Raw genomic sequence first — 24,033 nt, 5'->3', positions numbered from 1 at the left:
AATTATACTAATTCAAATATTTTGGTCATCATTACCCATTTCTCACCTGGCTTTGCCCCCGGAATGGCCGCCTGGTATTTCCACATCAGCTGTTCCCATTCCTGTACTTTTTCATTGGCAGCATCCATAGCCGATTTTTTCTCAAATGAAAAGTCTTCACCCACCTCCATGTTCATAAACAATCTATTTTCAAAACGATAGATCTCCATCTGCAGAATACCTGCATCCAGAATCGAACGTTTTATTTCCGGCCACACCTCACGGTGGTAATCCTCATATTCCTTGATCAATTGTGGATCGTCCACAAGATCTAAAGCCATGACATATCTTTTCATTACTAACTAATTAATGTGATTTAAGATTTTCGGTTTCCGCAATACTGACATTTCTATTTTGGAAAGCAAACAACAAGACAATAATAAAACAAACCAATGGCACAAAATAGCCATACTGGAAATGTCCTGTTTTATCCGAGATAAAGCCCAAAATTGGAGGTAACAAAGCACCACCAACAATAGACATGACGATCAAGCTGGAAGCAGATTTGGTATCGGCACCGATACCTTGTACACCAAACGCGAATATTGTCGGAAACATAATAGACATAAAGAATGCAATACCGATCAACGCATACAAGGTCTGAATACCTGATCCGAAGATAACAAATAGCGATAGAACGATCGCTATAGCGGAATAGATGATCAGGAGTTTAGATGCCGATACAAAACGCATAAAAAACGTACCGATAAACCGGCCCAACATAAAAGCCAATCCCGCAAACCCAGCATAATCGGCACCATCCTTACCCGATATGCCGGCAGCTTCTGTTGCATACAATACCAGGAAGCTTAAAATACAGACTTGCGCTCCAACATAGAAAAACTGAGCCACCACGGCCCAACGCACATTTTTATGACGTAATGCGTGAAAGAAACCAGCTCTACTCTCTTCCTCGGCATCTTTGATATCAGGTAATTTGGTAAAGAAAAACAAGGCAGCGATCAATAAAATCAATATTCCCAATACTACATAAGGCAATTTTACAGCAGCTGTTTCCGACTGAATATACGCAATCTTTGCCTGTTCAGCCATTTGCGCAAGTTCCGCCTGTGATTTGGGTTCATGTGATAAAATAAATTTTCCACCAAAAATCGGAGCAACAAAGGCTGCTAGTCCATTAAAGGACTGCGCAAAATTAAGCCGTTGCGCCGAAGAAGCGGGATCACCCAAAATCGCTACATACGGATTTGCAGCGGTTTCCAGAATGGTAAGACCACAAGCTACAACGAACAATGCCCCCAAAAAGAAAACATAACTTATCGTATTGGCCGCCGGTACAAAAAGAAAACAGCCAATGGCAAAAAAGATCAATCCAATCAGGATACCAGCTTTATAGCCATATCTTTTCATGATAATTCCCGCAGGAATCGCCATCACAAAGTATGCAATAAATACAGCCGAATCGACTAAGGAAGCCTGGAAATGGGATAAGCTAAATGCATTCCTCAAATGCGGAATTAAGATTGGATCTAGGTTATGAATAAATCCCCAGAAAAAGAACAAGGATGTCACCAAAATCAAGGCAAATGCGTAACTCTTTTTATTCGTCATATTTTTCAAATGGTTATAAGTAGTTATTTAATGTAAAATAAGCTTAAAAATGCTAGACAATATTCAAGTATATTATCAAATTATTAAGCTATATTACCATAGCTAAACTGAATTATGTAACTTTACTGCATATATTTCATAATTATGAAAGCACAACTGCTTCATTTAAATAGCAATCTTGAGCATTCGTTCAACGCGCGTAAAGACAATACACCTCAGTACCATAATCTTTGGCATTACCACGAAGAACTGGAATTAATTTATTTCGCCAAAGGCTCAGGCACCCAATTTATTGGCGATAGTGTACGGCGCTTTGAATCGGGCGATATCACCCTTGTTGGTTCAAACCTACCTCATTATTGGTTATTTGACGAAATTTATCTTCAAGAGGAAGAAGCAGAAAGCGCAGATATTCGTGTGCTTCATTTTAAAGAGAACTTTTGGGGAAATGATTTTATTAATTTACCTGAAAATAAATCCATCAAAGACCTTATTCGCGTCTCCAAAAGAGGCATTTCATTATTGGAGAGCAGCCGACTAAAAACTGCACAATTAATTGACGCTATCTTGGCAGCAACAGGTACCGCACGTATTATTCATTTATTAGAAATATTACAGTATATTTCGGCCGAAGAACAACATGATCTGTTAACGAGCCCCACTTTTACCATCCAGCTGCAAGATCAGGATGCCAACCGTATGCAAATTGCCATGCAATATATCGGTGAAAATTATCGCGACCAGATACGCCTCCAGGAACTTGCCTCTCTCACGGGAATGACCCCAAATTCCTTCTGCCGTTATTTCAAATCACAGATCGGAAAAACGCTCTTTCAATTTCTGATCGAAATGCGGGTGAAAACCGCTTGCAATTTATTAATAGAAAACAAACAGACGGTGAAGCAGATCTGCTTTGAATCAGGTTTTCAAAACTTTTCAAGTTTCCATAAATACTTCAAAAATGTAACCGGCACCACGCCGCTCAGCTTTCAACGATCAAAAACTTAAGACGATTTTACCCAATAAGCTTGAATCTTCCATCAATCGATGGGCTTCAGCAGCCTCCGCAAAAGGAAGTACCCGGTATAAGGTCGGTTTGAAATCGCCAGCGCTAAGTTTCGGCCATACCTGAGACCAGATATCATCCCGTAACACTTGTTTAAATTCACGATCTCTCGCCCGTAATGTACTTCCCGTTAAAACAATCCGTTTCTGCATTAATTTGAGCAAGTTTAACTCGACTATTGCGCTTTCCATCGCATTAATATATACTAAACGACCATCGGGGTTCAATAGGTTGATATTTTTCTCAAAATATGAACCACCAATACTGTCTAAAATAACATCAACCCCCAAAGGCTTCAGCGCCTCCAGAAAATCCTCCGTTTTATAATTTATTGTTTTGGTTGCTCCCAATGATTTACAAAAGCTAGCCTTTTCAGATGAGCTGACTGTCGTATATACTGCTGCACCGAACAAGGCCGCTAACTGAATTGCCGTACTGCCAATCCCACCAGCACCACCGTGTACCAAAAAATGATCGCCGGTCTGCAAATTCCCTCTTCGAAAGACATTGTCCCATACTGTAAATACGGTCTCAGGCAGCGAGGCTGCTTCCGCAAAATCTAAATGATCGGGAATAGGCAAACAATGTCCCTGATAGACGTTAGCATAGTTTGCATAACCTCCACCCGCTACGAGTGCACATACACGATCACCAATGTTCCAGTCAGCGACCCCGGCTCCCTTTGCGACAATACCCCCTGCTATTTCTAATCCAGGTATCCGCGCATCCACCCCAGCAGGTGCCGGATAGTTCCCTTTACGCTGAAAAACATCAGGTCTATTTACACCTGCAGCCTTTACTTCGACCAAAACTTCCAGTTCACCGATCTGAGGCATTTCCACATCGCGGACTTTCAAAACTTCCGGTCCACCCGGTTCAGTAATAATGACAGCTTTCATCATGATTTTTTGGGATATTTCTGTAATCTTATATTGAGCGAAAGCATAAAATAACGAGCCAAACGATTGTTTCGAACGTCTAAAATATCATTTCCCACCACGGCACGTGAAATTCCAGTATTCTGATTCATTAGATCGAATCCCTGAAATCTTAACATACCCAAGTTATTCCTTCCAAAAGTATATTCCATATAGGCGTTGATTATCGTTGGATTAATATTGTTCCATGAGCTCGAATAACCCGCATTAAATTTTTGAGAAAGTTCAAGTCCCATGGTAAAATGTTTGCCCAAATAAGCTTTAGATCCCAAACCAACGATTCCGGAATGCGCCGTGATATTATCTTGTACAGGCCAGTCAAATGTGGCCCTGTTCAACGAATAGTTGCCATTTAATTCCGCTTCAAAAATATCACTCCAGGTATAGCGGAATTGAAGGGCTTGTGTAAACAAAAAGTGTCCACCAAAGCTCTTTTTATCATTGACGTACGAAATATTGTTGTAATAATCTGCATTGCCATTTAAGCTCATCTGCAAATTATCCGACAATAAAGAAGCTGTAAACAAATAATAGCTCTTAATATCATAGTACCCTTCTGTATTGCGATAAGTCGTTTTCTGTATCGTTGAATTAGGTTCAATTGTCCGGTTGGCTACAATCTTATCATTTACTAAGTTAAAAGCCAGACTGGCTTCCAGATATTGTCCCCTTCGCGTGATGGATTTGCGATACTTTGAAACAATACTATGTGCAAATTCAGATTTCAAATCCTTATTTCCGACCACAATATTCTGTGTGTTGGTATTGTCCACCACCGGCTGTATCTGATAGAAACTAGGTTGGTTATTACGTCCATAATAGTCCATAGAAAGATCCTCTTCTTTGGTAAACTTCCATTTCAATCCAGCAGAGGGCACGAGATTAACATTTGAATAGGAGGTTTTTATCAGTTTATCTGTTGAACTTCCCGTTAATTCGGACGGCTGAACTGCAAAACCGAAGTTTACCTTTACTTTTTCGCTTAAGTCTTGGCGGTAAATCATGCCGACTTTATTGCTTGCGAAAGAATAGTCGTACTTCAAACTAAGTGAATCCACCAGTATGGGCCCGTTGTTAAAATTATTGTTATTGTCAAAAGTAGAGCGACGGGCATCAATTTTGGTATAATCGAAATCGTAATTGATCTCCAAGGTACCACCTAAATCAACGGGCTCCACCAACGACAAGCGACTTTGGATATTTTTATTCTCATTGCTGGAACGGACCATTTGATTCAGGTAAGTTTCCGTTATTTTTGGCACGTTCGAGCTGCTGTCGATCGCTCTATTAAAATCGCGCACTTCCTCATCTTTATCCAAGGAATTAAAATCCGTATGCAAAGTATAAAGTACTTTCCGCCCCGGTTTAGTAAAACTTCGCACGTAAAAAAGATCTAAAGCCGCAGCAGGGCTTTCTGTACTATTGGCCGCGCCGTAGTTCCCCGTACTACTTAACCGATTATTTTGGATCCTTCTATCTTTTAACGTATTGCTGGTCGAATTGGTCCAAGATAGTTTGGGCGATATTTTAAGCTGATCTTTGGGCGACAGCTTCATATCAAAATCCCAGTCCATTTTATGGATACGATCGATTGATTTTATTTTGTAATCTTCAAAATTACTAATCAGATTATTCGCGGCTTTGCCATACCCATATATCGATTGTAATAAGGAATTTCCCTGGATATAATTATTACGTTGCGTAAAGCTATATTTTCCGCTTGCTGTTACCGTTTTAGAAAGCGGACTAGAGAAACTACCACCTACAGAGCCGATTTTATTGACGCCGTCTGTCGGGTCCGCAAAATCCGCTAGCTCACCCATTTCCCGCTCCCGCTCCCCGCCATTGGGCGAACCGAAAGAAAAAAGGTTGGTATTGGTATTATTGACCGACGCGATAACAGAGTACTCTTTACCGTCATTGAAACGATTCAGTCCAGCACTTCCCAAATAACGATCTACCGAACCACCGCCAAGTGTAGCTTGACCAAACGTTATTTTCTTCTTATCATCTTTGAGTACAATATTCAGAACTTTTTCGGATTCAGCACTTTTAATTCCTTTTGCCGTCGCCTCGTCACCATAAAAATCAATAACTTGAACGCTTTTCACAAAATCTGCAGGAAGATTGCGTGTGGCGGTGAGCACATCGCCACCAAAGAATTTTTTACCATCCACCTTAACAGAGGATATGGGCTTACCGAAGGCGTAGACAGAACCATCCCGCGAGACCTGAATATTGGGTAGTGCCTTAAGAGCCTCTTCTAAGAGTGCACGGCGATCAAATTGAAAAGCATCCAGATTAAATTGAACAGTATCCTGCTTATAGACAATGGGTTTATATTTTAGTACAACAACTTCTTTTAAAAGGGATACATGGGGAAACATGGTCAATTTTCCAACATCCAATTTAGCTGTCGTGCTATTGTACAACGGATAACTACGTTCCAAGATACTAAGGCCCAGCTGGCTACAGCTAATCCGAATATCATTGCCCAGTACACGATTAAAATGAAAATAACCTGTTGCGGAAGTTGATGAGAACAAGGTATCGCGGGAACTCGTCAGGTGAACACTTACACCATTTAGGGGCCTTCCAGCTGTATCGACAACAATGCCATAAACCTCTTTTTTTGACACCTGCCCTAAAGTGGTTTTGGGTAAAAAAAACAAGTTCGTTATAGCTAAAAAAAGTACTAACCGGATAATATTCCCGTCCTTTAGTTCCATCCAATAGACTTTGCAATAATACAATTCAATATAAGAATTCTTAAGCTATTAACGTAAAAAGTTGTGTTTTGTATATAAAAAAAACGAGCTGTTCCGACAGCTCGTTTTTTATTTTTTTTGAAAAAATTATTATTCACCCGCAAAGGTAACCTTAACGAGGTGCTTATCAATTTCCCAACGGCCAGTACCCTCTTCACCGATTACATCGAATAATTCAAGGATGCGTCTTGCAACAAACTCCTCCTCCACTTGCTCTTCCAAGAACCATTGAACAAAGTTAAAAGTTACGTAGTCTTTTTCTTTCGCACATCTATCCGCAATATTATTGAATTGTTCAGTAACAAACATCTCTTGTTCCAATGTCTGCTCAAATACACCACGGAATGATTCAAAATCTTGAGGGATACCCGTAACTTCCGGAGAAATTGCACGACCACCGCGGTTGTTAATATAATTGAAAAGCTTCAACATGTGCTCGCGCTCTTCATTGGATTGTTTCGCAAAAAACTCGGAAGCATTTTCCAAACCCTGATCATCACACCACGAAGACATTGCCAAATATAATGCTGAAGAATGAGCTTCAACTTTAATCTGTGCATTCAATATATTTTCGATCTCTTCTTTCAAAGAAGATTTTAATTTCAATAAATCTTTCATATTTACCTTAAGTTTAATTTCTAAAACATGAACAAGTGAAACACATGATCACCTGACTACATCACAAAGATACAGCAGATATTCAAAATGTGTATCAAGAATATGTAATACAAATTCAGTCTAAATTAGACAAACAAACCGCAACTTGTTTAGAATCAATACAATTACAAATACACACTATTGATACTTTCAATAAGCCATCAAATAAAACAATAAGTGGCAGAAAGGACTTAAAATCAGGAATGCCAACGAAAAAACAAAAGGTAGTCCATTGAGACTTATTTAAATTAAAATTAAATAAGGTCACCACAAAACAAAAAGCGGTGTACATCATAGACGTACACCGCTTTTTAAATTCGTTTATATATACTGCCTAAGCGAAAACCGCAAATGGCGAAACCTGCAAACAAGTTCTGACAACACTATTCAATTCCATCATAAATTTAGCGCCATCTAATAATTCGCGCAACTGGAGCACATCCGCTACAGTTAAGATGAAACATCTTTCTGTACGAAAAGGCATAATGATTTCAAAATCGGATGAGCGTGTTGTATCATGAAGCATATGCTCAACATCAATCCCATCGATACGTTTCTTAAATTTCAAAAAATCCGATACCGAGAAAGACGTTGTTTCATTATTATATTCCAACCAGAAACAATTTTTGCGGCTACATTGATAAACTGTACCTGCTATGGTTGAAAAAACTTCCTCAACATGTGCTAACGGACAAACCAATTTTGACATTTCTATTTCCCTTATCATTTAAATCGATCAAAAATAAATATTATTTATAATCAATCCAAGTAAAATAGAAGATTATTTTGATTTAATATAAATAAGCCTTTCCACAATGGATGCAGATATAACTTCATGATTTTCCCTGCGTCAATTTATGAATCGAACCAAGGTTCTTTCTGACCTATAACAACAAAAAAAGGAGGCCAGTTGCTACTGACCTCCTGTATGTATTCCTATGTTTTGATCGTTATTAATCGTATTCTTCTTCCTCTTCTTCTTCCGTTACGGCAAGAACTTCATTACGCCCATTGATCACTGTATTTTTCGTCTTTGTTTTATGTTTGTTAATCTGTCTACGCAAGGATTCTACAGCAATATCTGTCGCCTCCTCAAAGCTTTTCGCTTGCCCTTTCGCAAAAAGCTGGCTTCCCGGGATATTTAATTTAATTTCTGAAATTTTATTTGCCTCATCATCGACATTTTCCAATCGCAGGTAGCATTCGCCACCAATAATGGAATCCAAAAACTGCTCCAATTTTCCTGTTTTCTTTTTGATAAACTCGATTAGCTTTTGATCAGCAGTAAATCGAATGGATTGCACAGTAATGTTCATTTTTCCTCCTTTTTTTAAGCTTTTGGATGAGCTTGTTTATAAATAGACTTCAGTCGTTCTGCTGAGTTATGCGTGTACACTTGCGTTGCCGCAAGCCCCGCGTGCCCCAGCAGCTCCTTAATTGCATTTAAATCCGCCCCATTATCCAATAGGGCCGTTGCGAAAGTATGCCTCAAAATATGAGGACTTCTTTTACCTTGCGTAGAAATCAGCGTCAATTGCCGATGTACAATAGTATAGATCAGCTTGGCATATGCTGGCTTTCCTTCTTTCGTAACGATTAGTAAGCTGTTATTCGTATCAACAAATTGCGTCGCCTTTTGTTGCAAATAGTTTTTCAATTCTTTCAATAAAAGATTATTGATCGGAACCAGGCGTTCTTTGTTCCTTTTACCTAATATAAGAATATTTTTATTAAAAAAATCGATATCCTGCTCCTTAATTTTCAACAATTCTGCCAACCGAATTCCGGTACCGAACAACAATTCCATCACCATATAATCGCGGCAGGATTCAAATCCATCCTGCTCCTGTCCCATCTGATCCAACAAACGGACCAGCTTTTCCTTTTCAACAACAACCGGTAATTTTTTTGCAGTTTTTAACGCTTTAATAAGCGTCATGGGATTCTTGTCGAGACACTCCTCACGCTGCAAAAATTTAAAATAAGTTCGCATTGAAGACATACTCCGGTTGACTGAACTTGCATTTTTTCCGGACTCTACCATTTGCGCGAAATAATGACGCAAATCACGGTATACAATATCCTGCACAGTCAGCCCCTCACGATCCAAAAAAGACTGAAACATCTCCAGCTCATGCTTATAGGCAATAACCGTGTGTTCTGAATACCTTTTCTCAATCTGCAAAAACCGAATAAACTCCTTTTCCAACATATTTTCCCTCGCTATATAGCTTAAATTACAAACTTAAAAGCACAAAAAAAAGGGAAAAGCAATGCTTTTCCCTTTATATTTTAAAATTATCAGCGAATCAATTAGTTAGCTACATCTTGATTCAAAGATTGTTTGTAAATCGCTTTTTTCACTTGAATGCGACGAGTTACAGATCTCTTTTCGTAAGCTTGACGTGAACGCAACTCTCTTAAAACTCCAGTTTTTTCGAATTTCTTTTTGAAACGTTTCAATGCTCTATCTAAAGATTCTCCTTCTTTTACATTTACGATAATCATGCGTTATATATACCTCCTTTCGCCGCTTTTAAATTTAAAGTGGGACAAAGGTAAGCTATTTCTTTTTAAAACGGAAAAACAAAATTACTTTTTTATAACAATCCAAATTCTTCCAACAACACTTTTAATGGTTTCTCCTTAGTACACAACGCCGTATGCCAACCCAATTGTTTCGCTGTCGCCAGATGTTGTGGACTATCATCAATAAATAAAGTCTCCGCCGGATCCAATTGTTGTTCTTGCATGACCAACTCAAAAATCTCCGGATCTGGTTTGCGCATTCCCACTAAATGGGAATAGTAGGTCTTTTCAAAAAAACCTTCATTGTCGGCAACACCATATTTCTCATGTATATCATTCATACAATAGGCATAATGAATTGCATTATTGTTACTTAACAAAAAAGTTCGGTATCGATCTTTCAACTGCACTAGAATCTCATGATTACCTTGTGGCACACCAAGCAGTAAACTGTTCCAGGCCGTATCAATCTGTTCGTCCGTCAGGGCTGGATTTTGGGTTAATGCTCTTATTCCCTCACGGAATTGCGTAGAATCAATTTTTCCTTTATCAAAATTATCAAAAAGTGCACTTTGACCATGATGTCCGAATACGGCATCCACATTTTCTATACCTAACTGAGTAAAAGCAGTTTTCAATTTTACAAAGTCGATCATAAAGATCACATTCCCATAATCAAGAACAATATTTTTAATTTTTTCCATTGAATTATTTTGAAATATCGATACAAATATCGATAATTGCATCGTCAAAACGGCACAACAACTGTTTAAATTGACAAAACAAACGACCTGCTCCTATAGCTCAGTCGGTTAGAGTAGAAGACTCATAATCTTTTGGTCCCTGGTTCGAGCCCAGGTGGGAGCACAAAAAAAATCCCCATCACATGATGGGGATTTTTTATTATCGGGGTTTCCCTATATTTCCTTTCGATTATCGTCCGATTCAATATCAATTAATTTATTATACGGATCTATGCCTACCTGTTCGGGTTTTTGATCAACAACTAGCGTCATCGTATTGTTGATTCGATCGATTTTATGCTTTTTTAGATAAAGCTCCTGACGTTTATTACCGTCTTTGCTTTTCTTATCCGAGAAAACGCCGACTTCAATATAGTCTGCCAATGGCAATGATTTCAGGGTCACGCGATCTGATTTCTTAAAGGACAGTGGCTGTCCACCTTCGTCATTGTAACTCTTTTTCCCATTGCCATCTACGCGGTATTTAGAGACTTCAAATTGGATATCAACCTGATATTTACCATTCTTAAGTTTCTTAGAACTTACTTTTTCTATTTTGTTGTTATATAGGGTGATCGTTTCAAACATATCTTTAATCAGGTAACGTAAGGAATCTGGAGTCGCCTGTCTAAAACTATCCACAAACTCCGACGACGTTGTATACGGTGGGTTTTGAAACGCTGTACGTTGTAAATAAGATTGAGCTGTCCGGTTAAAAAGCTCCTCGCCCAGATAATCGCTCAAGGCATACAGTACCAAGGATCCCTTTTGGTAATGAATATACATTTGATTTTCATTATACATCAACGGCTTTTCACCCAATTTTTCTGCACTTCGCCCTTGTAAATAGCCATCGAGCGCATCTTTGAGAAACTTACGCATCTGCCCTTTCCCATATCTTCTTTCCAAAACCTTGAGCGATGAATATTCCGACATACTTTCGGACATCAATGTCGCCCCCTGCACATTGGCTCCTACCACTTGATGTGCCCACCACTGATGTGCAATCTCATGGGCTGTTACCGCATAGGGATAATCGACCGCATCTTCTTTCTTCTCGTTGACATCAGCAATAAAACCGATCGCTTCCGAAAAAGGAATGGTATTGGCAAAGGACTGTGCGAAAGTTCCTGCAGTGCGCGGAAATTCAATAATACGTAATTGTCGATGCGGGTAAGCACTGTATTCTTTCGTATAGTAAGCCAAAGAAGCTTTACTGGAAGCCATCATGCGATCCAGGTTATAGGTATGCCCCTTATGGTAATAGATCTCTAAATTAACCCCGTTCCACTTATCTTTTTTGACTTCATATTCGGCAGAATTAAAAGCAAAAAAGTTCAGGATTTCCGAATCCATCTTATACTCATAGTACTTACGACCATCTTTTTCCCATTCTTTTGTAAGATAGCCTGGGGCAATAGCCAACTGATTTTTGGCTGTGCTAACCGTAGCTTCAAAACGGATCCAATCGGCATCATTGGATATATAGTTATTCTGAAGGGCCCTTTTGTCAGTCTGTGGAGCCATTCTATCCCGGTGTGGCAGTCCGTATTTCTTTCGAATATCATTATCTACCAGCTCGCCACGGTCAAGATAGCCTATATTCGGAAAAAGCATATTGTTGATAAAAGTGCCATTGCCCTTCACAGGAGACTTTTCATTTATCCAGGTGTTGGCCGGACTAGCCGTGCTAAATTTCAATACAATAGAATCGCCCGGAGCCATCGCCTTCTCGAGTTTATAAATATTGAAATTATATTTATCGTCGGCCGAAATCAATTTATTCGGCACACTTAAAGAAAAGGTATAATCGTAATCATTATAATTGACGAAAATGGAATCTATAGGCGTATTGGTCTTGTTTTTTAGCACATAGGCCGCATTCGCTTTAAAACTACGCTTATCGGGAAAAATATCTAAATTAAACTTGACATCCACGACACGGGGCTGCGGCCTGTATTGGTACTTTTTATATTTCTTCTCCCATTCCACAGCCTGTTTTTCATGATCTAAACTGGTATAATAGGGATTTTTAACATGATTTTCGTAATATATTGCAGCACCGATGCCGATAAAGCCCACAAAGGCAAAAATGAGTATCGCCGTGGTTACCGGCCCCAAGTTCGCCTTAAAAATACGCCAACGCTCGCGAATTCCTGAAAAACTACCTCTCCGCCACAATAGCAGGGCTATAACAGCAAAGAACACCGCAAAAAGTAGCCAATAAACCCGATACGTTAAGAACGGCAGAACGTAACCAAATCCATCCATATCCGAGTAATCAAGATCCGGTCCCTGGTTAAACTGATAGATCTCCTGTTCTACTCCGACCATGGATAAAAAGGGTAACCCAATAAATAAGGTCAATAACACAAAAAAACCAGCCAGGTAATTTTTGAAAAGTGTATGGACAAACAGTGAAATGAACAGCCAGACCAAATTTGACAGCATACCATATACCATCAAGTGCATCACATATTGGCCGATTTCAAAATTATAATAACGATAGTATATCTGGAAGCCCATGCAGGTAACAATCACAACGGCCAGCAAGGTTAATTGCATCAAAAGAATTGCGATAACCTTCGATCCCATAAAAGCCCAGTTGGGAACAGCTGTGGTATCCAGTAGTCCCCCCATCCGAGTAATACTTCCACGATGCACAAGAAGTCCCGTAAAAAGAAAAGTGAGGATCAGCAGGAAAAATTTAAATGTAGTCCCCGGGATCATCAGCATTTTCCAGGTCACGGGATAGGTCGACGTTCCGAATATCGAACCAATGGTACTTGCCATTAAGATAATGAACAATACCCCTACCAAAGTCAATATTAAAAACACCGGATTTTTGACAATATATCGGTAGTCATACCGTGCCATCATCCACATTGTTCTTAAATAATGAAATGTCGAAAAATCATAATTTACTTTAGGTAGATTGATTTTGAAGACACTATCAAAGTTATTTTTGGTTAAACGGGCTCCTTTTTTCGACGATTTAAAGGAAATCGAATGTTGTGAAAAAGAAAACAACACATAAAACCCGCCAATGAACAGGGCTGCGACCGCAAGCCATATTAACCGGTTATAAATAACAGCTCCAGTAAATGGCAGGTTGTTTATATTCTTCTCTTCAGGAGACCAGTATTGTGTATAATACGAGATGGCACTATCCCCAAAAGGATCGATCAATGCCCCTACAAAACGGTTGTCCATGTTGTTTGCCAGATTCTGAACCAGCACCTGAAGAATAATAAGAATCAGCACCGCAACAAAACCAACGTATACGTTTCGTGTCAATGTTACCAGCACAAAGATAATTGCACTAAAAATAATGAGATTGGGGATAACCTGCACAAGATAGGTTTGTAAATAAGCCCAAACCTGAATCGGCCCTAATAAAGATTGATTAATGCCCGGCACAAATTGTGCAACGATAATCCCTAGGGTTGAAGCAAATACAATAACCAATACAACAGCCACCGATCCAAAGAACTTACCGAGTAGATAGTCTGTTTTTGAGAAAGGGTAACTGAAAAGTATCGTATGCACCTGATATTGAAAATCCCGGTAGACACAGGCTCCAACGATGGACGGTATCAAAAAATAGATAATAGTCGACATACCGTTGACCATGCCGTTAATTGCCCAAGGAGAATTCATCATGGTATTGGACGAAGTCGTTGCCGTTATACCGTCAAAAATACCGAGTGAAGACAGCATAATGAACAACGAAAGCGCAAAGAAGAGTGCCATATAGATGTAGACGGCCGAACTCTTAAACCAACGCGCAAACTCAAAATTAAAAATGGCTCTAAACATGGCGTTGATCATTTTTTAGCGCTACAAAATAGACATCCTCCAATTGGCCTTGAGCGTTCACAAATGATTCATCAGGACGCGCATCGCTGTACACCCGAATATTGAGCGTGTTGTCCTGATTGTAATTGGTTGAAATAACGTTATATTTTTGTGTATACTCATCCAATTGGTCCCGACTGATGATACGTACCCAGATTTTACCTTCCAATTGATCGATGGATTCTTTAGGAGTGCCCCTCAAAAGAATCTTTCCTCCATTCAGAATGGCCAACTCATGGCAGAGTTCACGCACATCATCCACGATATGCGTGGAAAAAATAACGGTATGATCGGTACCTATCTCGCGTAGCACATTTAAAAAACGATGTCTTTCCGCTGGGTCAAGCCCTGCGGTCGGTTCATCAACAATGATTAACTTAGGATCATTCAGCAACAATTGCGCTATACCAAAACGTTGCTTCATACCGCCCGAATAACCACTTACGCTTTTATTGCGCACGTCCCAAAGATTGGTTACCTCAAGAACACGATTGATAATGGCATCCCGATCCGCTTTAGATTTAATTCCTTTCAATTTTGCAAAATATTGCAGCAGGTCTGATGCCGACAGATTGGGATAAACACCAAATTCCTGTGGTAAATAACCCAAAACTTTTCGTAAATCGAGCTGATTTTTGAGTACATCAATATCACCAAAAGTAATACGCCCACTGTCGGGTTTCTGAAGTGTCGCAATCGTCCGCATTAAAGAAGATTTGCCAGCACCATTTGGCCCCAGTAGACCAAACATCCCAGGCTTGATTTCTAAGTTTACGCCATCTAAAGCTTTTACCCCATTAGAATAGGTCTTACTAAGGGTCTCTATTGATAAATTCATAATTTATTTTAACTGTTAATAATATGTTAGTATACCGAAACAATGATATGTTACATCAATATAGTAAAAGTTAAAAACAAACGAAAATAAAAGACTCTTTGTAGACAGGACTATGGACAAAGCAACAGTATTTTACTAGTTAACTATCCATTGGAAAAAGTGCGTCTCCAGCAGGACCAAAAAATCTGGATAGGGATCAGAAAGAATGAAGAAGTCTACTGGAAACTCCGCAATAATGGCTGGGTACTACAACGAAAAGACCCACCAAAGCTACGGCTAACCTGAAAATCAACGTATTCAACCTGCATACCCAGTGCTGAGACTTTGTCGCCTAAGTAGGCAAAAATAGGATCTGTCACATAAACCTCCGGACTAATGGCGCAAACTCATTTTCTACAAAGATCATAACACTGATTTTAGTACAAGTTGCTTTTTTTAATAAAAAAAGCAACTATTTGAAAGAGGAAACTAAATTCCCAAAACCCAGCGTACATTGAACAAATCAGTTACCTCAATAAATTTATGTGCTGTATCACCAGATTTATTTTTGATCCTTTGGGATGTAAGTTTTCCGATTAATTCCTCGCGATCAGCATTGTCCTGACAGGGAACAAATACAGCTACATAGTTTCCCACTTTCCGACCTTCATTGTGTACGAGATCGGAGCCATAGATGACAATGCGTTCGGAAATAAGAGCAGCACTCACCACAGGAGTTTCACCATAGCCTTGAAGGGGTTCTTCGAACATCTCGAAATGTAAAGTGCCCCCGAAACAAGTCTGGTAAAAGGTAAGTGCTGCCCTACAGTTTCCTGAGAATGTAATGAATATTCCGCTTTGCAAGCGTTCCATCTGCTCAACTAGCATAATTTAAATTGATTAAGCGTCCGGTATTTCAGGTTCCACAAGCTTTTTCATTTTTTCCAAAGATTCTTGCCACCCAAGATAACACATCTCCGCGGGAATAATCTCGGGAATTCCCGTCTGTTCAATCTGAAGTTCAGTGCCACAGATCACTTTACGCAAAGAAACAGTCGTAGTCATTTCACCTGGTAAATTGGGGTCATCAAAGCGGTCCACGTACTTGATAAAACCATTTGGTTCAATCTCTAGATACTCACCACCGAAGGAATGACTATGACCTGTACTAAAATTGGTGAAAGTCATTTTGAAACTTCCCCCGACTTTAAATTCCATGTGTTGTACAGTACACAGAAAACCATAAGGAGGAAGCCAGCTGGCATGTGCTATCGGGTCTGCAAAAGCACGGAACACTTTTTCAGGGCTCGCCTGAATAATTCGATGTAAAGAAACATGATTCGTTTTCATAGCTATATCGTTTATAAATAAATTAATACTGCTGGTTTTTTGTTTTACTTTTTCTATTAGCGATTATTTTAGGACAATCCAATCTGATAAGGTCTTAAACAACTGAGGTCTGGTGATACGCTCCTGTGTTGCTCATATCTTTGCTGCTCAAGCGGGCTATTCTACCCTGATAGACGTAAGAAACAGCGAGTACTGCCAATATCACAATAGGCATGGCCATAAATGCAGCATTTTTGTCAACACAGGCATGACTGATAAAAGCAAATATTAAGTTAAATGTCAGTCCAGCATAAGCCCATTCTTTTAATTTACCTGGAACCTGTGGTACAGCAATTGCAATAACGCCCAACACCTTACAGACGATTAATGCATAGGCAAAATAGTCGGGGTATCCCAATGGTTTTGTGCCCGCATTGATATATTGAGGAGCAAATAATAGTGTTCCAAGTGGCATTAGTCCTTCCCAGAGAACTATAAATACCGTTGCTATCCAAAAAGCAATTTTGTTCTTTTTCATTGTATAAGTCGTTTGTGTAAGTGTATAATTTCAGTTCTGATTCACCTTGAGGTCAGGAAATATTAATTCGCAGATTCTACGTAGTTTACGAAGTTATTCAGAATAGCCTGCCAACCCGATTTTTGCAATTCAGGATCATTTTCCTGTTCCGCATCAAAAACTGTAATCACACTGGTTTTCCCTTCCACTTCCGAAAAAAGCGTATTTACAGTTCTTCCATCAGCCATGGTATAAGCAATTTCCCGATATAGATTTACCGTATGGTAGGTTCCTTCGAAGTCAAACCCAAAGCTTCCGTCTTTCGCCTCCATTCTATTTTTAAAAGTTCCATCTACACGAAGGTCATTTTCACTACTTGGGCAGTGCCAGCTCGGATCTGCCGTATTCCATTGCATGATATCCACAGGATTGTTCCAAAGTTTCCATACTTTTTCTACAGGAGCGTTAATCGCGGCTTCAACTGTAATTTTTGTCTGTCTTTTCATTGTTTTTCTATTGTTTATATTGATATAACAAAGATGCAAAGGATCACAACATTGCGGCTGTTGCAAAGACGACAACTTTAGGGGTAGATTACGACAAAAACTATTTGTACCTTTATATCATAAACCAAAAATGATATGCAAATCTCTGTTTTTGTTCCCGAATACGGTACTATCGAAGGTATTACCCCTGCGTTCAGAACCTTTCATACGGCCAATGAATTTCTAACGGCCTTTGGAAAACAGCCTATTTTTGAAGTCGAATATGTAGGTTTAACGACTTACGTCCCGGCCAATAGCGGGGAGTATACCATCAAGACAAACCGACTACTACAGGACGTTCAGAAAACAGATCTGCTTATTATACCGCCTATTTTTGGCAACATAGAAAAAGGAATACGTGATAATGCCGAAGCGATCCCTTATTTCACAAAACTGTACCACAAAGGGGCTAGTCTTGCCAGTCTATGTGTGGGTGCTTTCCTGCTCGCTGAGACTGGTCTTTTAGATGGAAAAAAATGTTCGACACACTGGGCACATATCGAAGAGTTCAAGGAAAAATACCCCCACATTGAAATTGAAGATGGTGCTGTGATCACTGAACATGAAAATATCTACAGCAGTGGTGGCGCGAGCAGTTTATGGAATCTGATCCTCTATTTAGTGGAAAAGTATGCCGATAGGGAAACAGCCGTACTCATAGCCAAATATTTTGCACTGGATATCAGCCGGGATAATCAATCGCAATTCGCCATATTCAGAGGCCAACGTAATCATGCTGATCTGGATATCCAACAAGCTCAAGACTATATCGAGAAGAAGTACGAGGAGAAAATTACAGTCGAAGAACTGGCCAATCATGTCAATATTGGGCGGCGAACATTTGAACGGAGATTCAAAGAAGCAACCAACAACACGCCTGTTGAATACCTGCAACGCGTACGCATCGAAGCTGCAAAAAAGTTCTTCGAAGCATCACGAAAAAACGTCTCTGAGGTCATGTATGATGTAGGTTATACAGATACAAAAGCCTTTCGGGATATTTTCCGAAAAATTACTGGCCTTACACCAATAGATTATCGAAACAAATTTGCCAAGGTGACCGCCGATGTCGCCATCGAGCAATAAGCTTTGATAAACAATAAAGCCACTCAGGAGAGTGGCTTTATCATTGATCGGATTTCTTACTTTTATTTTAACATCATTTCCCGGATATACTTCACCGGAGAATTGCCAAAGCTCAGGAATTTTTCATTGAACGCCTTCAAATTAAACTGTTTTCCTTCTTTTTGCTTCACAGCTTCCCTAAGATCATAAATTTCTTTATATCCCGTAAAGTAAGATGTCAACTGCACGCTGCTCACCGACACACGTTTCCATTTTCCGGCTGCTTCAGCCTGTTGTTGAAACGCCTCATCAACCAACAAATGCATGGCGTCTTTTTCACTCATATTTTTCACATGGACGCTATAATCGAGTATCGCATTGCAAACAGTACGCAGATGCCATTTGTACCACATTAACCACATTTCTGGGGCATTGTCTCCGTAACCATTTTCGAGCATCATTTGTTCGGTATAGACAGCCCAGCCCTCAATCATTGCACCATTTCCTAAAATACTCTTGATGAGACTCGGCGATTGGTTGGCATACACCAATTGGGTATAATGGCCTGGAATAGCCTCGTGGATATTGAGTATCTGTAAAATGTAATGGTTATACTCCCGAAGGTAACTTTCCGTTGCCTCTTTCGTCCAACCGGTCAGACTGCCCACATTGTAATAGGTATTTCCGCCTTTATCATATGGACCAGGTGCACTGATTGAAGCTCCCGCAACACCAGCCATGTAAGCAGGCTCTTTACGCACCACGAGCGGCTTGCTATCATCGATGTACAATAAATCTTTTTGTTTGACAAACGCAACCAGCTTCGGTATCTGTGCTTCGATAGCCGATTGAAACTCTTCTGCTTTAACATGGTTGACAGACAGGGTGTCGATCATTTTTCGAATGACAAGCAAACTATCGGACGGCAAGGACGATTTTCCAAAATATTTAGGCCACAGCTCTTTGCTAATTTTATACATCTCACCGTGCAAGTAGCTTTTCCTTGCGAGAGCAGCCTGGTAAATCTGTTCAGCTGTTGAACCAGATTGGATGTCAAAGTCAAATTTTTTGTCGTAAAGTTCCTTGCCTAATCTAAAACTTCGTGGCGAAGGGTTAGGTGCCACTTTTAAAAATTGAACATACCCATTGATCGCCGCAATAGCTTGTTGTGAGGCCTTCTGAATAGCTTCCTTTTCTGAAGCCGACAGATCAGATTTTTTAAGTGAATCACGCAAATCGTTTTCAAAAACAGATAAACCACCCAAATTCTGCTGAATGGCCAAATCGGTCAAGACCGAGGCCGGATTTTTAAGCTGTCCTTTCGCAGCCTCATAGTAGGCCGGAATCTTCGTCAACCGATGATATATCGCTTTAAGTCTGGTCGATAAAGGCGCATAATTCTCGGCAAGCATAAAAGCGATCGTCCCGCCAACATTGTACGAAGAAGGGTTCCACTCATACGCGCGCTCTTTTTCAATCGCCCAAATATTGGATTCAAGATAGTTTTGAATCAGATGATAATCTGTTTGCTGAGAAAGATTCAACGTACTCAGATCAAAATTTTTAAGGCTGTCCAAATGTCTTTTCGAAAACTCCAGTCGTAGTTTTTGCGCATCAGCATCAGGTATGGTCAACAAGGAATCATACTGATGGAATCCGACCTGGGTAGCCCATTCCGGATTTTCCTTCCAAAGCTGTAGAATAAAGCGGTCCTCATACGATTTAAATTTTTCATTCGCAGCAGTATCAACAGTAGATTGTCGGTCCTGAGTTCCCGATCCACAGGAAGCCATTAGGCCCAATCCAAAGATAGCAAGGGTATATGTTATAAGTTTCATTGGAGTATTTTGCCTAAAATTAACATTATTGTTGATGAATTTCAGCATTTTACTCCAATAATTTACAACTATAACCAGGTATGAAATTTCCGAATAAACCAATTTTTCACCCACTGCGTCAATAAACAATAGCAGATCAAAATACCGATAAGCCATGGAAAATAAGTTAGGGGCAGTGCCTCCATTTTTAAAGCAGCAGCAAATGGTGTAAACGGCAAAACAACACCGATAATCATCATCAAACTCGTCAACGTCACAACCGGTGCTGCAGCCCAGCTTTGAATAAAGGGTATTTTCTTGGTCCTTATCATATGGATAATCAATGTTTGTGAAAGCAATCCCTCCACAAACCAACCAGTCTGAAAGAGTGTTTGATCCGATACGGTATTGGCCTTGAACACGAAAAACAATACTGCAAAAGTGGCAAAATCAAACAGTGAGCTTATGGGACCAATAAATAACATAAACTTAGAGACACTGCCAGCGTCCCATTTCTTTGGCTCGACAATAAATTCCTCATCCATACTGTCCCAGGGAATAGCTACCTGCGATATATCATAGAGTAGATTCTGAATAAGCAGATGCACGGGCAGCATTGGAAGAAATGGAAGAAAAGCGCTAGCACCAAGCATACTGAACATATTGCCGAAATTGCTGCTCGCCGTCATCTTGATATATTTAATGATATTGCCAAAAGTTCGACGCCCGTAAATAACCCCTTTTCGCAGCACCATAAGGTCCTTTTCCAACAGAATGATATCTGCGCTTTCCTTGGTGATATCGACAGCCGTATCCACGCTGATACCGACATCAGCCTCCCTAAGTGCCGCTGCGTCATTGATGCCATCGCCCATAAACCCAACCGTATGCCCCTTTTCCCTTAATGCCTTCACAACACGAACTTTTTGGAGCGGACTTAATTTCGCAAATACCGACACCCGATCAACACATTGATTTAGCTCGCTGTCCGTGATGCTATCTAATTCATTTCCATTGACGATCCGATCCACCGGAATGCCGACATCCAGACAGATTTTGCGTGTAATAATCTCATTGTCTCCAGTCAGTACTTTAATCGCAATCCCCAATTTCTGCAAGGCTTCAATCGCAGGCTGTGACGATGGTTTGGCCGGATCCAAAAAGCCAATAAATCCGGTCAACGTCAATTTCGCTTCATCCGCAACAGCATAGGTCAACGGGTGACTACCTTCAAATTCTCGGATAGCAACCAATAAAACACGTAATCCCTCCTCGTTCATCTTTCTTGATGTTTTCAATACAATTTTACGCATCGTATCGTCCATCGGTACTGTACGGTCATTTTCGACATGCAGGCTACGGTCATCTCCCGGATCAAAAGCATGTGTACATAACTCAAGCATTTCCTCTACGGCCCCTTTACAGATCAATAGGTGTTTGCCATTATGCTGTTTGAGGACCACAGACATCCGTCGCCGCTGAAAATCAAATGGAATCTCGTCAATTTTCAAATATTGATCCTCCACTTTCAAGTAATCGTGCAATTCGACATGTTCCAGCACAGCCTTATCCATCAGATTCTTCAGGCCAGTCTGATGAAAACTATTGAGATAGGCCCATTTGAGTACCTCGTCATCTTCGACACCGTAGACGTTCAGATGTTTTTCCATGACGATCTTGTCCAATGTCAATGTTCCTGTTTTATCCGTGCACAGAATATCCATGGCACCTATATTTTGGATGGAATTTAGCCGCTTGACGATGACTTTACGTTTGCTCATATTGACAGCACCCTTTGCCAGGTTAGCGGTGACAATCATGGGCAGCATTTCGGGGGTTAAACCTACAGCAACAGCAATGGCAAACAGTAGTGCTTCCGTCCAGTTCCCTTTCATCAACCCATTGATCAAGAAGATCAGCGGAACCATGACCAGCATAAAACGGATCAATAAGAAACTCACCTTATTTATCCCCTTATCAAAACTTGTTTCGGGACGTTCGCCCGTAATCGATTTGCTGATACTTCCAAAATAGGTGTAGCTTCCTGTCGTTACAATCAGGGCTGTCGCCGATCCACTAACGACATTGGTCCCCATAAAACAAATATTACAAAGTTCAATAGGTGATTTATTCCCTGCATCCCGGATCGGCAAATAATTCTTCTCTACAGGAAGCGCCTCTCCGGTCAGCATACTTTCACTCACAAAAAGATCCTTACTCTGAATAATACGGCAATCTGCAGGAATCATATCCCCTGCGGAAAGGTATACAACATCTCCCGGCACCAGCTCAACAATAGGAATCTCTCTTTTGCCTTTAAATTTCCGCAATACTGTCGCCGTGGTTTTCACCATACTTTTTAATTTTTCTGCGGCGGCATTACTTCGATACTCCTGTACAAAACGAAGCAGTGCACTGACCAAAATCATAATGGACACCACAACAACTGTTTTATAATCCCGTTCTCCGACCTCCGGAAGCCCAACATCGATAATAAAGGAAACAGTGGCAATCAATAACAGAATATATATAAAGGGGTTAGCAAAAGATTTCAATAGCTGCACATACCACTTTGGGGCCTTTTGATGTTTCACCTCATTTAAACCAAATTTCTGTTGACGCTCCGCAGCCATTTCATCTGTAATCCCTTCTCTGCTCGTTTCTAACATCGCGCAGGCAAGTTTTTCATCCTGACTGGCCACCCCCTGCAATTTGGTCACAGTCCCTACATTCATTCCATTGGAACTGATCATATTGTGCAATGGATTCCTTGTTGTTTTATTGTTCATTTTAATCATAACCCTATAGCCCGTTTCATGTTAATTTCCGTAAACCCCATTCTTATTACCGATCCAATTCGTATTACAAATCCGACTTGTATTACAAATCCGACTCGGTACCAATAATTTCCCAGCTTATTTTTGTTACTCTTTCTTCAATGGTCAATCGGCTAGCCATCCGTTCGATAAGACTGTCTTGCTGACCGATGGCTCTAACAATAGCCCTAATGACAACAGTGTTAGTAGTCAGGGTATCGTCACTCGAAAGGGAAGACAACAATAGCTTTTCGTTACTGCTGAGCATCTGCATCAATAAAACACGAATATGATTTTCGATGTCTATCCCACAGCCTATGGTCAGTAGATATTCGGTCTGGGATGCTGCCGATTTATTAAAAGTCAAGAAGGCCATTTTTTGTCCGATTGGACGAAAGATCAGGTGTGTAAAAATAATAGCCAGCGCAACGACAGATGCTTGGGCATACAAACCTAGCCCGGAGAGTGCGCCTACTGCCGCCGAACACCAAATTGTCGCTGCCGTGTTCAGGCCATGCACATTCAAACCGTCCTTCATAATTACACCAGCGCCAAGAAAACCAATTCCACTGACCACATAAGAAGCGATCCGTCCGGTAGCATCACCGCCAATTTCTATGGAAAGTAACACAAAAGCTGCTGCTCCCAACGAAACTAAGGTATTCGTCCGAAGTCCCGCATTTTTCTGGCGCCATTGGCGCTCCACGCCCACGGCAGCGCCCAAAAGCAATGCAGCAAATAATCGTATGGTAAATTCAAAAACACTCATCTCTTTATCCTCCTTTGCCTGCAAAGGTCCACATTCCTGCTACCATGATTCGTTAGAGATCTTTTAGAAAATTATTAGAATTTTATTAGAGAAATACTTAAATTAAAAAACTATAATACAGACACTTACAATTTAAATATAAAATTTACAGATCAAGCTGTCCAATTTCTTTAACTTCAAGCATTGTT

21 protein-coding genes and 1 tRNA gene are annotated in these 24,033 nt (G+C 40.2%); 3 read left to right on the top strand and 19 right to left on the bottom strand.

What is annotated here, in order from left to right; all coding sequences use genetic code 11:
* Positions 1–2: 2 nt before the first annotated feature.
* Positions 3–335, bottom strand: coding sequence for an L-rhamnose mutarotase (locus AAW12_RS03050; RefSeq protein ID WP_046672141.1), 333 nt, complete (start codon positions 333–335; stop codon positions 3–5).
* A 10-nt stretch (positions 336–345) separates the two neighbouring features.
* Entirely contained in the window at positions 346–1,611 is a 1,266-nt protein-coding gene (gene fucP / locus AAW12_RS03045; RefSeq protein WP_046672140.1) for an L-fucose:H+ symporter permease, read from the bottom strand.
* Between the two features lie 144 nt (positions 1,612–1,755).
* Here fucP and AAW12_RS03040 point away from each other — a divergent pair, with 144 nt between their 5' ends.
* Positions 1,756–2,619, top strand: a complete 864-nt coding sequence (locus AAW12_RS03040; protein WP_046672139.1) for an AraC family transcriptional regulator — start codon at positions 1,756–1,758, stop codon at positions 2,617–2,619.
* On the opposite strand, the gene AAW12_RS03035 is transcribed toward AAW12_RS03040, so the two are convergent.
* From AAW12_RS03035 to AAW12_RS03000, 8 genes are all read right to left on the bottom strand, one after another.
* Positions 2,608–3,579, bottom strand: coding sequence for an NAD(P)H-quinone oxidoreductase (locus AAW12_RS03035; protein ID WP_316933104.1), 972 nt, complete (start codon positions 3,577–3,579; stop codon positions 2,608–2,610). The two genes, AAW12_RS03040 and AAW12_RS03035, sit on opposite strands and share 12 nt — an antisense overlap.
* Complete coding sequence (locus AAW12_RS03030) at positions 3,576–6,254, bottom strand: TonB-dependent receptor (protein ID WP_231585191.1); 2,679 nt, start codon at positions 6,252–6,254, stop codon at positions 3,576–3,578. Before AAW12_RS03030 ends, AAW12_RS03035 begins: the two co-directional genes overlap by 4 nt.
* Positions 6,255–6,473: 219 nt before the next feature.
* A complete protein-coding gene (locus AAW12_RS03025; protein ID WP_046672137.1) occupies positions 6,474–7,001 on the bottom strand; it encodes a ferritin in 528 nt (175 codons plus the stop codon).
* Positions 7,002–7,374: 373 nt separating this feature from the next.
* Entirely contained in the window at positions 7,375–7,749 is a 375-nt protein-coding gene (locus AAW12_RS03020; protein WP_046672136.1) for a DUF6686 family protein, read from the bottom strand.
* Positions 7,750–7,993: 244 nt separating this feature from the next.
* A complete protein-coding gene (gene hpf, locus AAW12_RS03015) occupies positions 7,994–8,356 on the bottom strand; it encodes a ribosome hibernation-promoting factor, HPF/YfiA family (protein WP_046672135.1) in 363 nt (120 codons plus the stop codon).
* A gap of 14 nt (positions 8,357–8,370) precedes the next feature.
* Positions 8,371–9,252, bottom strand: coding sequence for a tyrosine-type recombinase/integrase (locus AAW12_RS03010; RefSeq protein ID WP_046672134.1), 882 nt, complete (start codon positions 9,250–9,252; stop codon positions 8,371–8,373).
* A gap of 101 nt (positions 9,253–9,353) precedes the next feature.
* Positions 9,354–9,548 carry a 30S ribosomal protein S21 gene (gene rpsU / locus AAW12_RS03005; protein ID WP_046672133.1) on the bottom strand — a complete coding sequence of 65 codons (195 nt, stop codon included), beginning with the start codon at positions 9,546–9,548 and terminating at the stop codon, positions 9,354–9,356.
* Between the two features lie 92 nt (positions 9,549–9,640).
* Positions 9,641–10,273, bottom strand: a complete 633-nt coding sequence (locus AAW12_RS03000) for an HAD family hydrolase (protein ID WP_197083964.1) — start codon at positions 10,271–10,273, stop codon at positions 9,641–9,643.
* Between the two features lie 89 nt (positions 10,274–10,362).
* On the opposite strand from AAW12_RS03000, the gene AAW12_RS02995 reads away from it, so the two are divergent.
* Positions 10,363–10,436: transfer RNA gene (locus AAW12_RS02995), tRNA-Ile, on the top strand.
* Between the two features lie 50 nt (positions 10,437–10,486).
* On the opposite strand, the gene AAW12_RS02990 is transcribed toward AAW12_RS02995, so the two are convergent.
* The 6 genes from AAW12_RS02990 to AAW12_RS02965 all read right to left on the bottom strand — a co-directional run bounded on the left by AAW12_RS02990 (position 10,487) and on the right by AAW12_RS02965 (position 17,339).
* Positions 10,487–14,131 (bottom strand): M1 family aminopeptidase, encoded by a 3,645-nt coding sequence (locus AAW12_RS02990; RefSeq protein WP_046672131.1) that lies wholly within the window; start codon positions 14,129–14,131, stop codon positions 10,487–10,489.
* The gene (locus AAW12_RS02985) at positions 14,124–15,008 is read right to left on the bottom strand and encodes an ABC transporter ATP-binding protein (RefSeq protein WP_046672130.1); all 885 of its coding nucleotides are present in this window, start codon (positions 15,006–15,008) and stop codon (positions 14,124–14,126) included. Before AAW12_RS02985 ends, AAW12_RS02990 begins: the two co-directional genes overlap by 8 nt.
* Positions 15,009–15,476: 468 nt before the next feature.
* Positions 15,477–15,875 carry a glyoxalase gene (locus AAW12_RS02980; RefSeq protein ID WP_046672129.1) on the bottom strand — a complete coding sequence of 133 codons (399 nt, stop codon included), beginning with the start codon at positions 15,873–15,875 and terminating at the stop codon, positions 15,477–15,479.
* 12 nt (positions 15,876–15,887) lie between these two features.
* Positions 15,888–16,337: an SRPBCC family protein gene (locus AAW12_RS02975; protein WP_046672128.1), complete on the bottom strand. Its 450-nt coding sequence runs from the start codon at positions 16,335–16,337 to the stop codon at positions 15,888–15,890.
* A 94-nt stretch (positions 16,338–16,431) separates the two neighbouring features.
* The gene (locus AAW12_RS02970) at positions 16,432–16,854 is read right to left on the bottom strand and encodes a DoxX family protein (protein ID WP_046672127.1); all 423 of its coding nucleotides are present in this window, start codon (positions 16,852–16,854) and stop codon (positions 16,432–16,434) included.
* 62 nt (positions 16,855–16,916) lie between these two features.
* Positions 16,917–17,339: an SRPBCC family protein gene (locus AAW12_RS02965; RefSeq protein ID WP_046672126.1), complete on the bottom strand. Its 423-nt coding sequence runs from the start codon at positions 17,337–17,339 to the stop codon at positions 16,917–16,919.
* A gap of 135 nt (positions 17,340–17,474) precedes the next feature.
* On the opposite strand from AAW12_RS02965, the gene AAW12_RS02960 reads away from it, so the two are divergent.
* Positions 17,475–18,464 carry a GlxA family transcriptional regulator gene (locus tag AAW12_RS02960; RefSeq protein WP_046672125.1) on the top strand — a complete coding sequence of 330 codons (990 nt, stop codon included), beginning with the start codon at positions 17,475–17,477 and terminating at the stop codon, positions 18,462–18,464.
* 62 nt (positions 18,465–18,526) lie between these two features.
* On the opposite strand, the gene AAW12_RS02955 is transcribed toward AAW12_RS02960, so the two are convergent.
* The 3 genes from AAW12_RS02955 to AAW12_RS02945 form a co-directional block, all read right to left on the bottom strand.
* Positions 18,527–20,281 (bottom strand): DUF885 domain-containing protein, encoded by a 1,755-nt coding sequence (locus AAW12_RS02955; protein ID WP_046672172.1) that lies wholly within the window; start codon positions 20,279–20,281, stop codon positions 18,527–18,529.
* Between the two features lie 68 nt (positions 20,282–20,349).
* Positions 20,350–23,049, bottom strand: coding sequence for a magnesium-translocating P-type ATPase (gene mgtA / locus AAW12_RS02950; protein ID WP_156167525.1), 2,700 nt, complete (start codon positions 23,047–23,049; stop codon positions 20,350–20,352).
* A gap of 91 nt (positions 23,050–23,140) precedes the next feature.
* The gene (locus AAW12_RS02945) at positions 23,141–23,845 is read right to left on the bottom strand and encodes an MgtC/SapB family protein (protein ID WP_046672124.1); all 705 of its coding nucleotides are present in this window, start codon (positions 23,843–23,845) and stop codon (positions 23,141–23,143) included.
* Between the last annotated feature and the right edge of the window lie 188 nt (positions 23,846–24,033).

Source organism: Sphingobacterium sp. Ag1, assembly GCF_000988325.1.
GTDB lineage: Bacteria > Bacteroidota > Bacteroidia > Sphingobacteriales > Sphingobacteriaceae > Sphingobacterium.
Note: the sequence above shows the minus strand (reverse complement) of the source record. Positions and strands in the feature narration are given on the sequence as shown.

Excerpts from the sequence above, each read along its gene's own strand:
- AAW12_RS02980 (WP_046672129.1), bottom strand. The coding sequence starts at position 15,875 with ATGCTAGTTGAGCAGATGGAACGCTTGCAAAGCGGAATATTCATTACA.
- AAW12_RS02945 (WP_046672124.1), bottom strand. The coding sequence starts at position 23,845 with ATGAGTGTTTTTGAATTTACCATACGATTATTTGCTGCATTGCTTTTG.
- mgtA (WP_156167525.1), bottom strand. The coding sequence starts at position 23,049 with ATGAACAATAAAACAACAAGGAATCCATTGCACAATATGATCAGTTCC.
- AAW12_RS03025 (WP_046672137.1), bottom strand. The coding sequence starts at position 7,001 with ATGAAAGATTTATTGAAATTAAAATCTTCTTTGAAAGAAGAGATCGAA.
- AAW12_RS03010 (WP_046672134.1), bottom strand. The coding sequence starts at position 9,252 with ATGTTGGAAAAGGAGTTTATTCGGTTTTTGCAGATTGAGAAAAGGTAT.
- hpf (WP_046672135.1), bottom strand. The coding sequence starts at position 8,356 with ATGAACATTACTGTGCAATCCATTCGATTTACTGCTGATCAAAAGCTA.
- fucP (WP_046672140.1), bottom strand. The coding sequence starts at position 1,611 with ATGACGAATAAAAAGAGTTACGCATTTGCCTTGATTTTGGTGACATCC.
- AAW12_RS02970 (WP_046672127.1), bottom strand. The coding sequence starts at position 16,854 with ATGAAAAAGAACAAAATTGCTTTTTGGATAGCAACGGTATTTATAGTT.
- AAW12_RS02985 (WP_046672130.1), bottom strand. The coding sequence starts at position 15,008 with ATGAATTTATCAATAGAGACCCTTAGTAAGACCTATTCTAATGGGGTA.
- AAW12_RS03000 (WP_197083964.1), bottom strand. The coding sequence starts at position 10,273 with ATGGAAAAAATTAAAAATATTGTTCTTGATTATGGGAATGTGATCTTT.
- AAW12_RS03020 (WP_046672136.1), bottom strand. The coding sequence starts at position 7,749 with ATGTCAAAATTGGTTTGTCCGTTAGCACATGTTGAGGAAGTTTTTTCA.
- AAW12_RS03050 (WP_046672141.1), bottom strand. The coding sequence starts at position 335 with ATGAAAAGATATGTCATGGCTTTAGATCTTGTGGACGATCCACAATTG.
- AAW12_RS03040 (WP_046672139.1), top strand. The coding sequence starts at position 1,756 with ATGAAAGCACAACTGCTTCATTTAAATAGCAATCTTGAGCATTCGTTC.
- AAW12_RS03035 (WP_316933104.1), bottom strand. The coding sequence starts at position 3,579 with ATGATGAAAGCTGTCATTATTACTGAACCGGGTGGACCGGAAGTTTTG.
- AAW12_RS02955 (WP_046672172.1), bottom strand. The coding sequence starts at position 20,281 with ATGAAACTTATAACATATACCCTTGCTATCTTTGGATTGGGCCTAATG.
- rpsU (WP_046672133.1), bottom strand. The coding sequence starts at position 9,548 with ATGATTATCGTAAATGTAAAAGAAGGAGAATCTTTAGATAGAGCATTG.
- AAW12_RS02975 (WP_046672128.1), bottom strand. The coding sequence starts at position 16,337 with ATGAAAACGAATCATGTTTCTTTACATCGAATTATTCAGGCGAGCCCT.
- AAW12_RS02990 (WP_046672131.1), bottom strand. The coding sequence starts at position 14,131 with ATGTTTAGAGCCATTTTTAATTTTGAGTTTGCGCGTTGGTTTAAGAGT.
- AAW12_RS02965 (WP_046672126.1), bottom strand. The coding sequence starts at position 17,339 with ATGAAAAGACAGACAAAAATTACAGTTGAAGCCGCGATTAACGCTCCT.
- AAW12_RS02960 (WP_046672125.1), top strand. The coding sequence starts at position 17,475 with ATGCAAATCTCTGTTTTTGTTCCCGAATACGGTACTATCGAAGGTATT.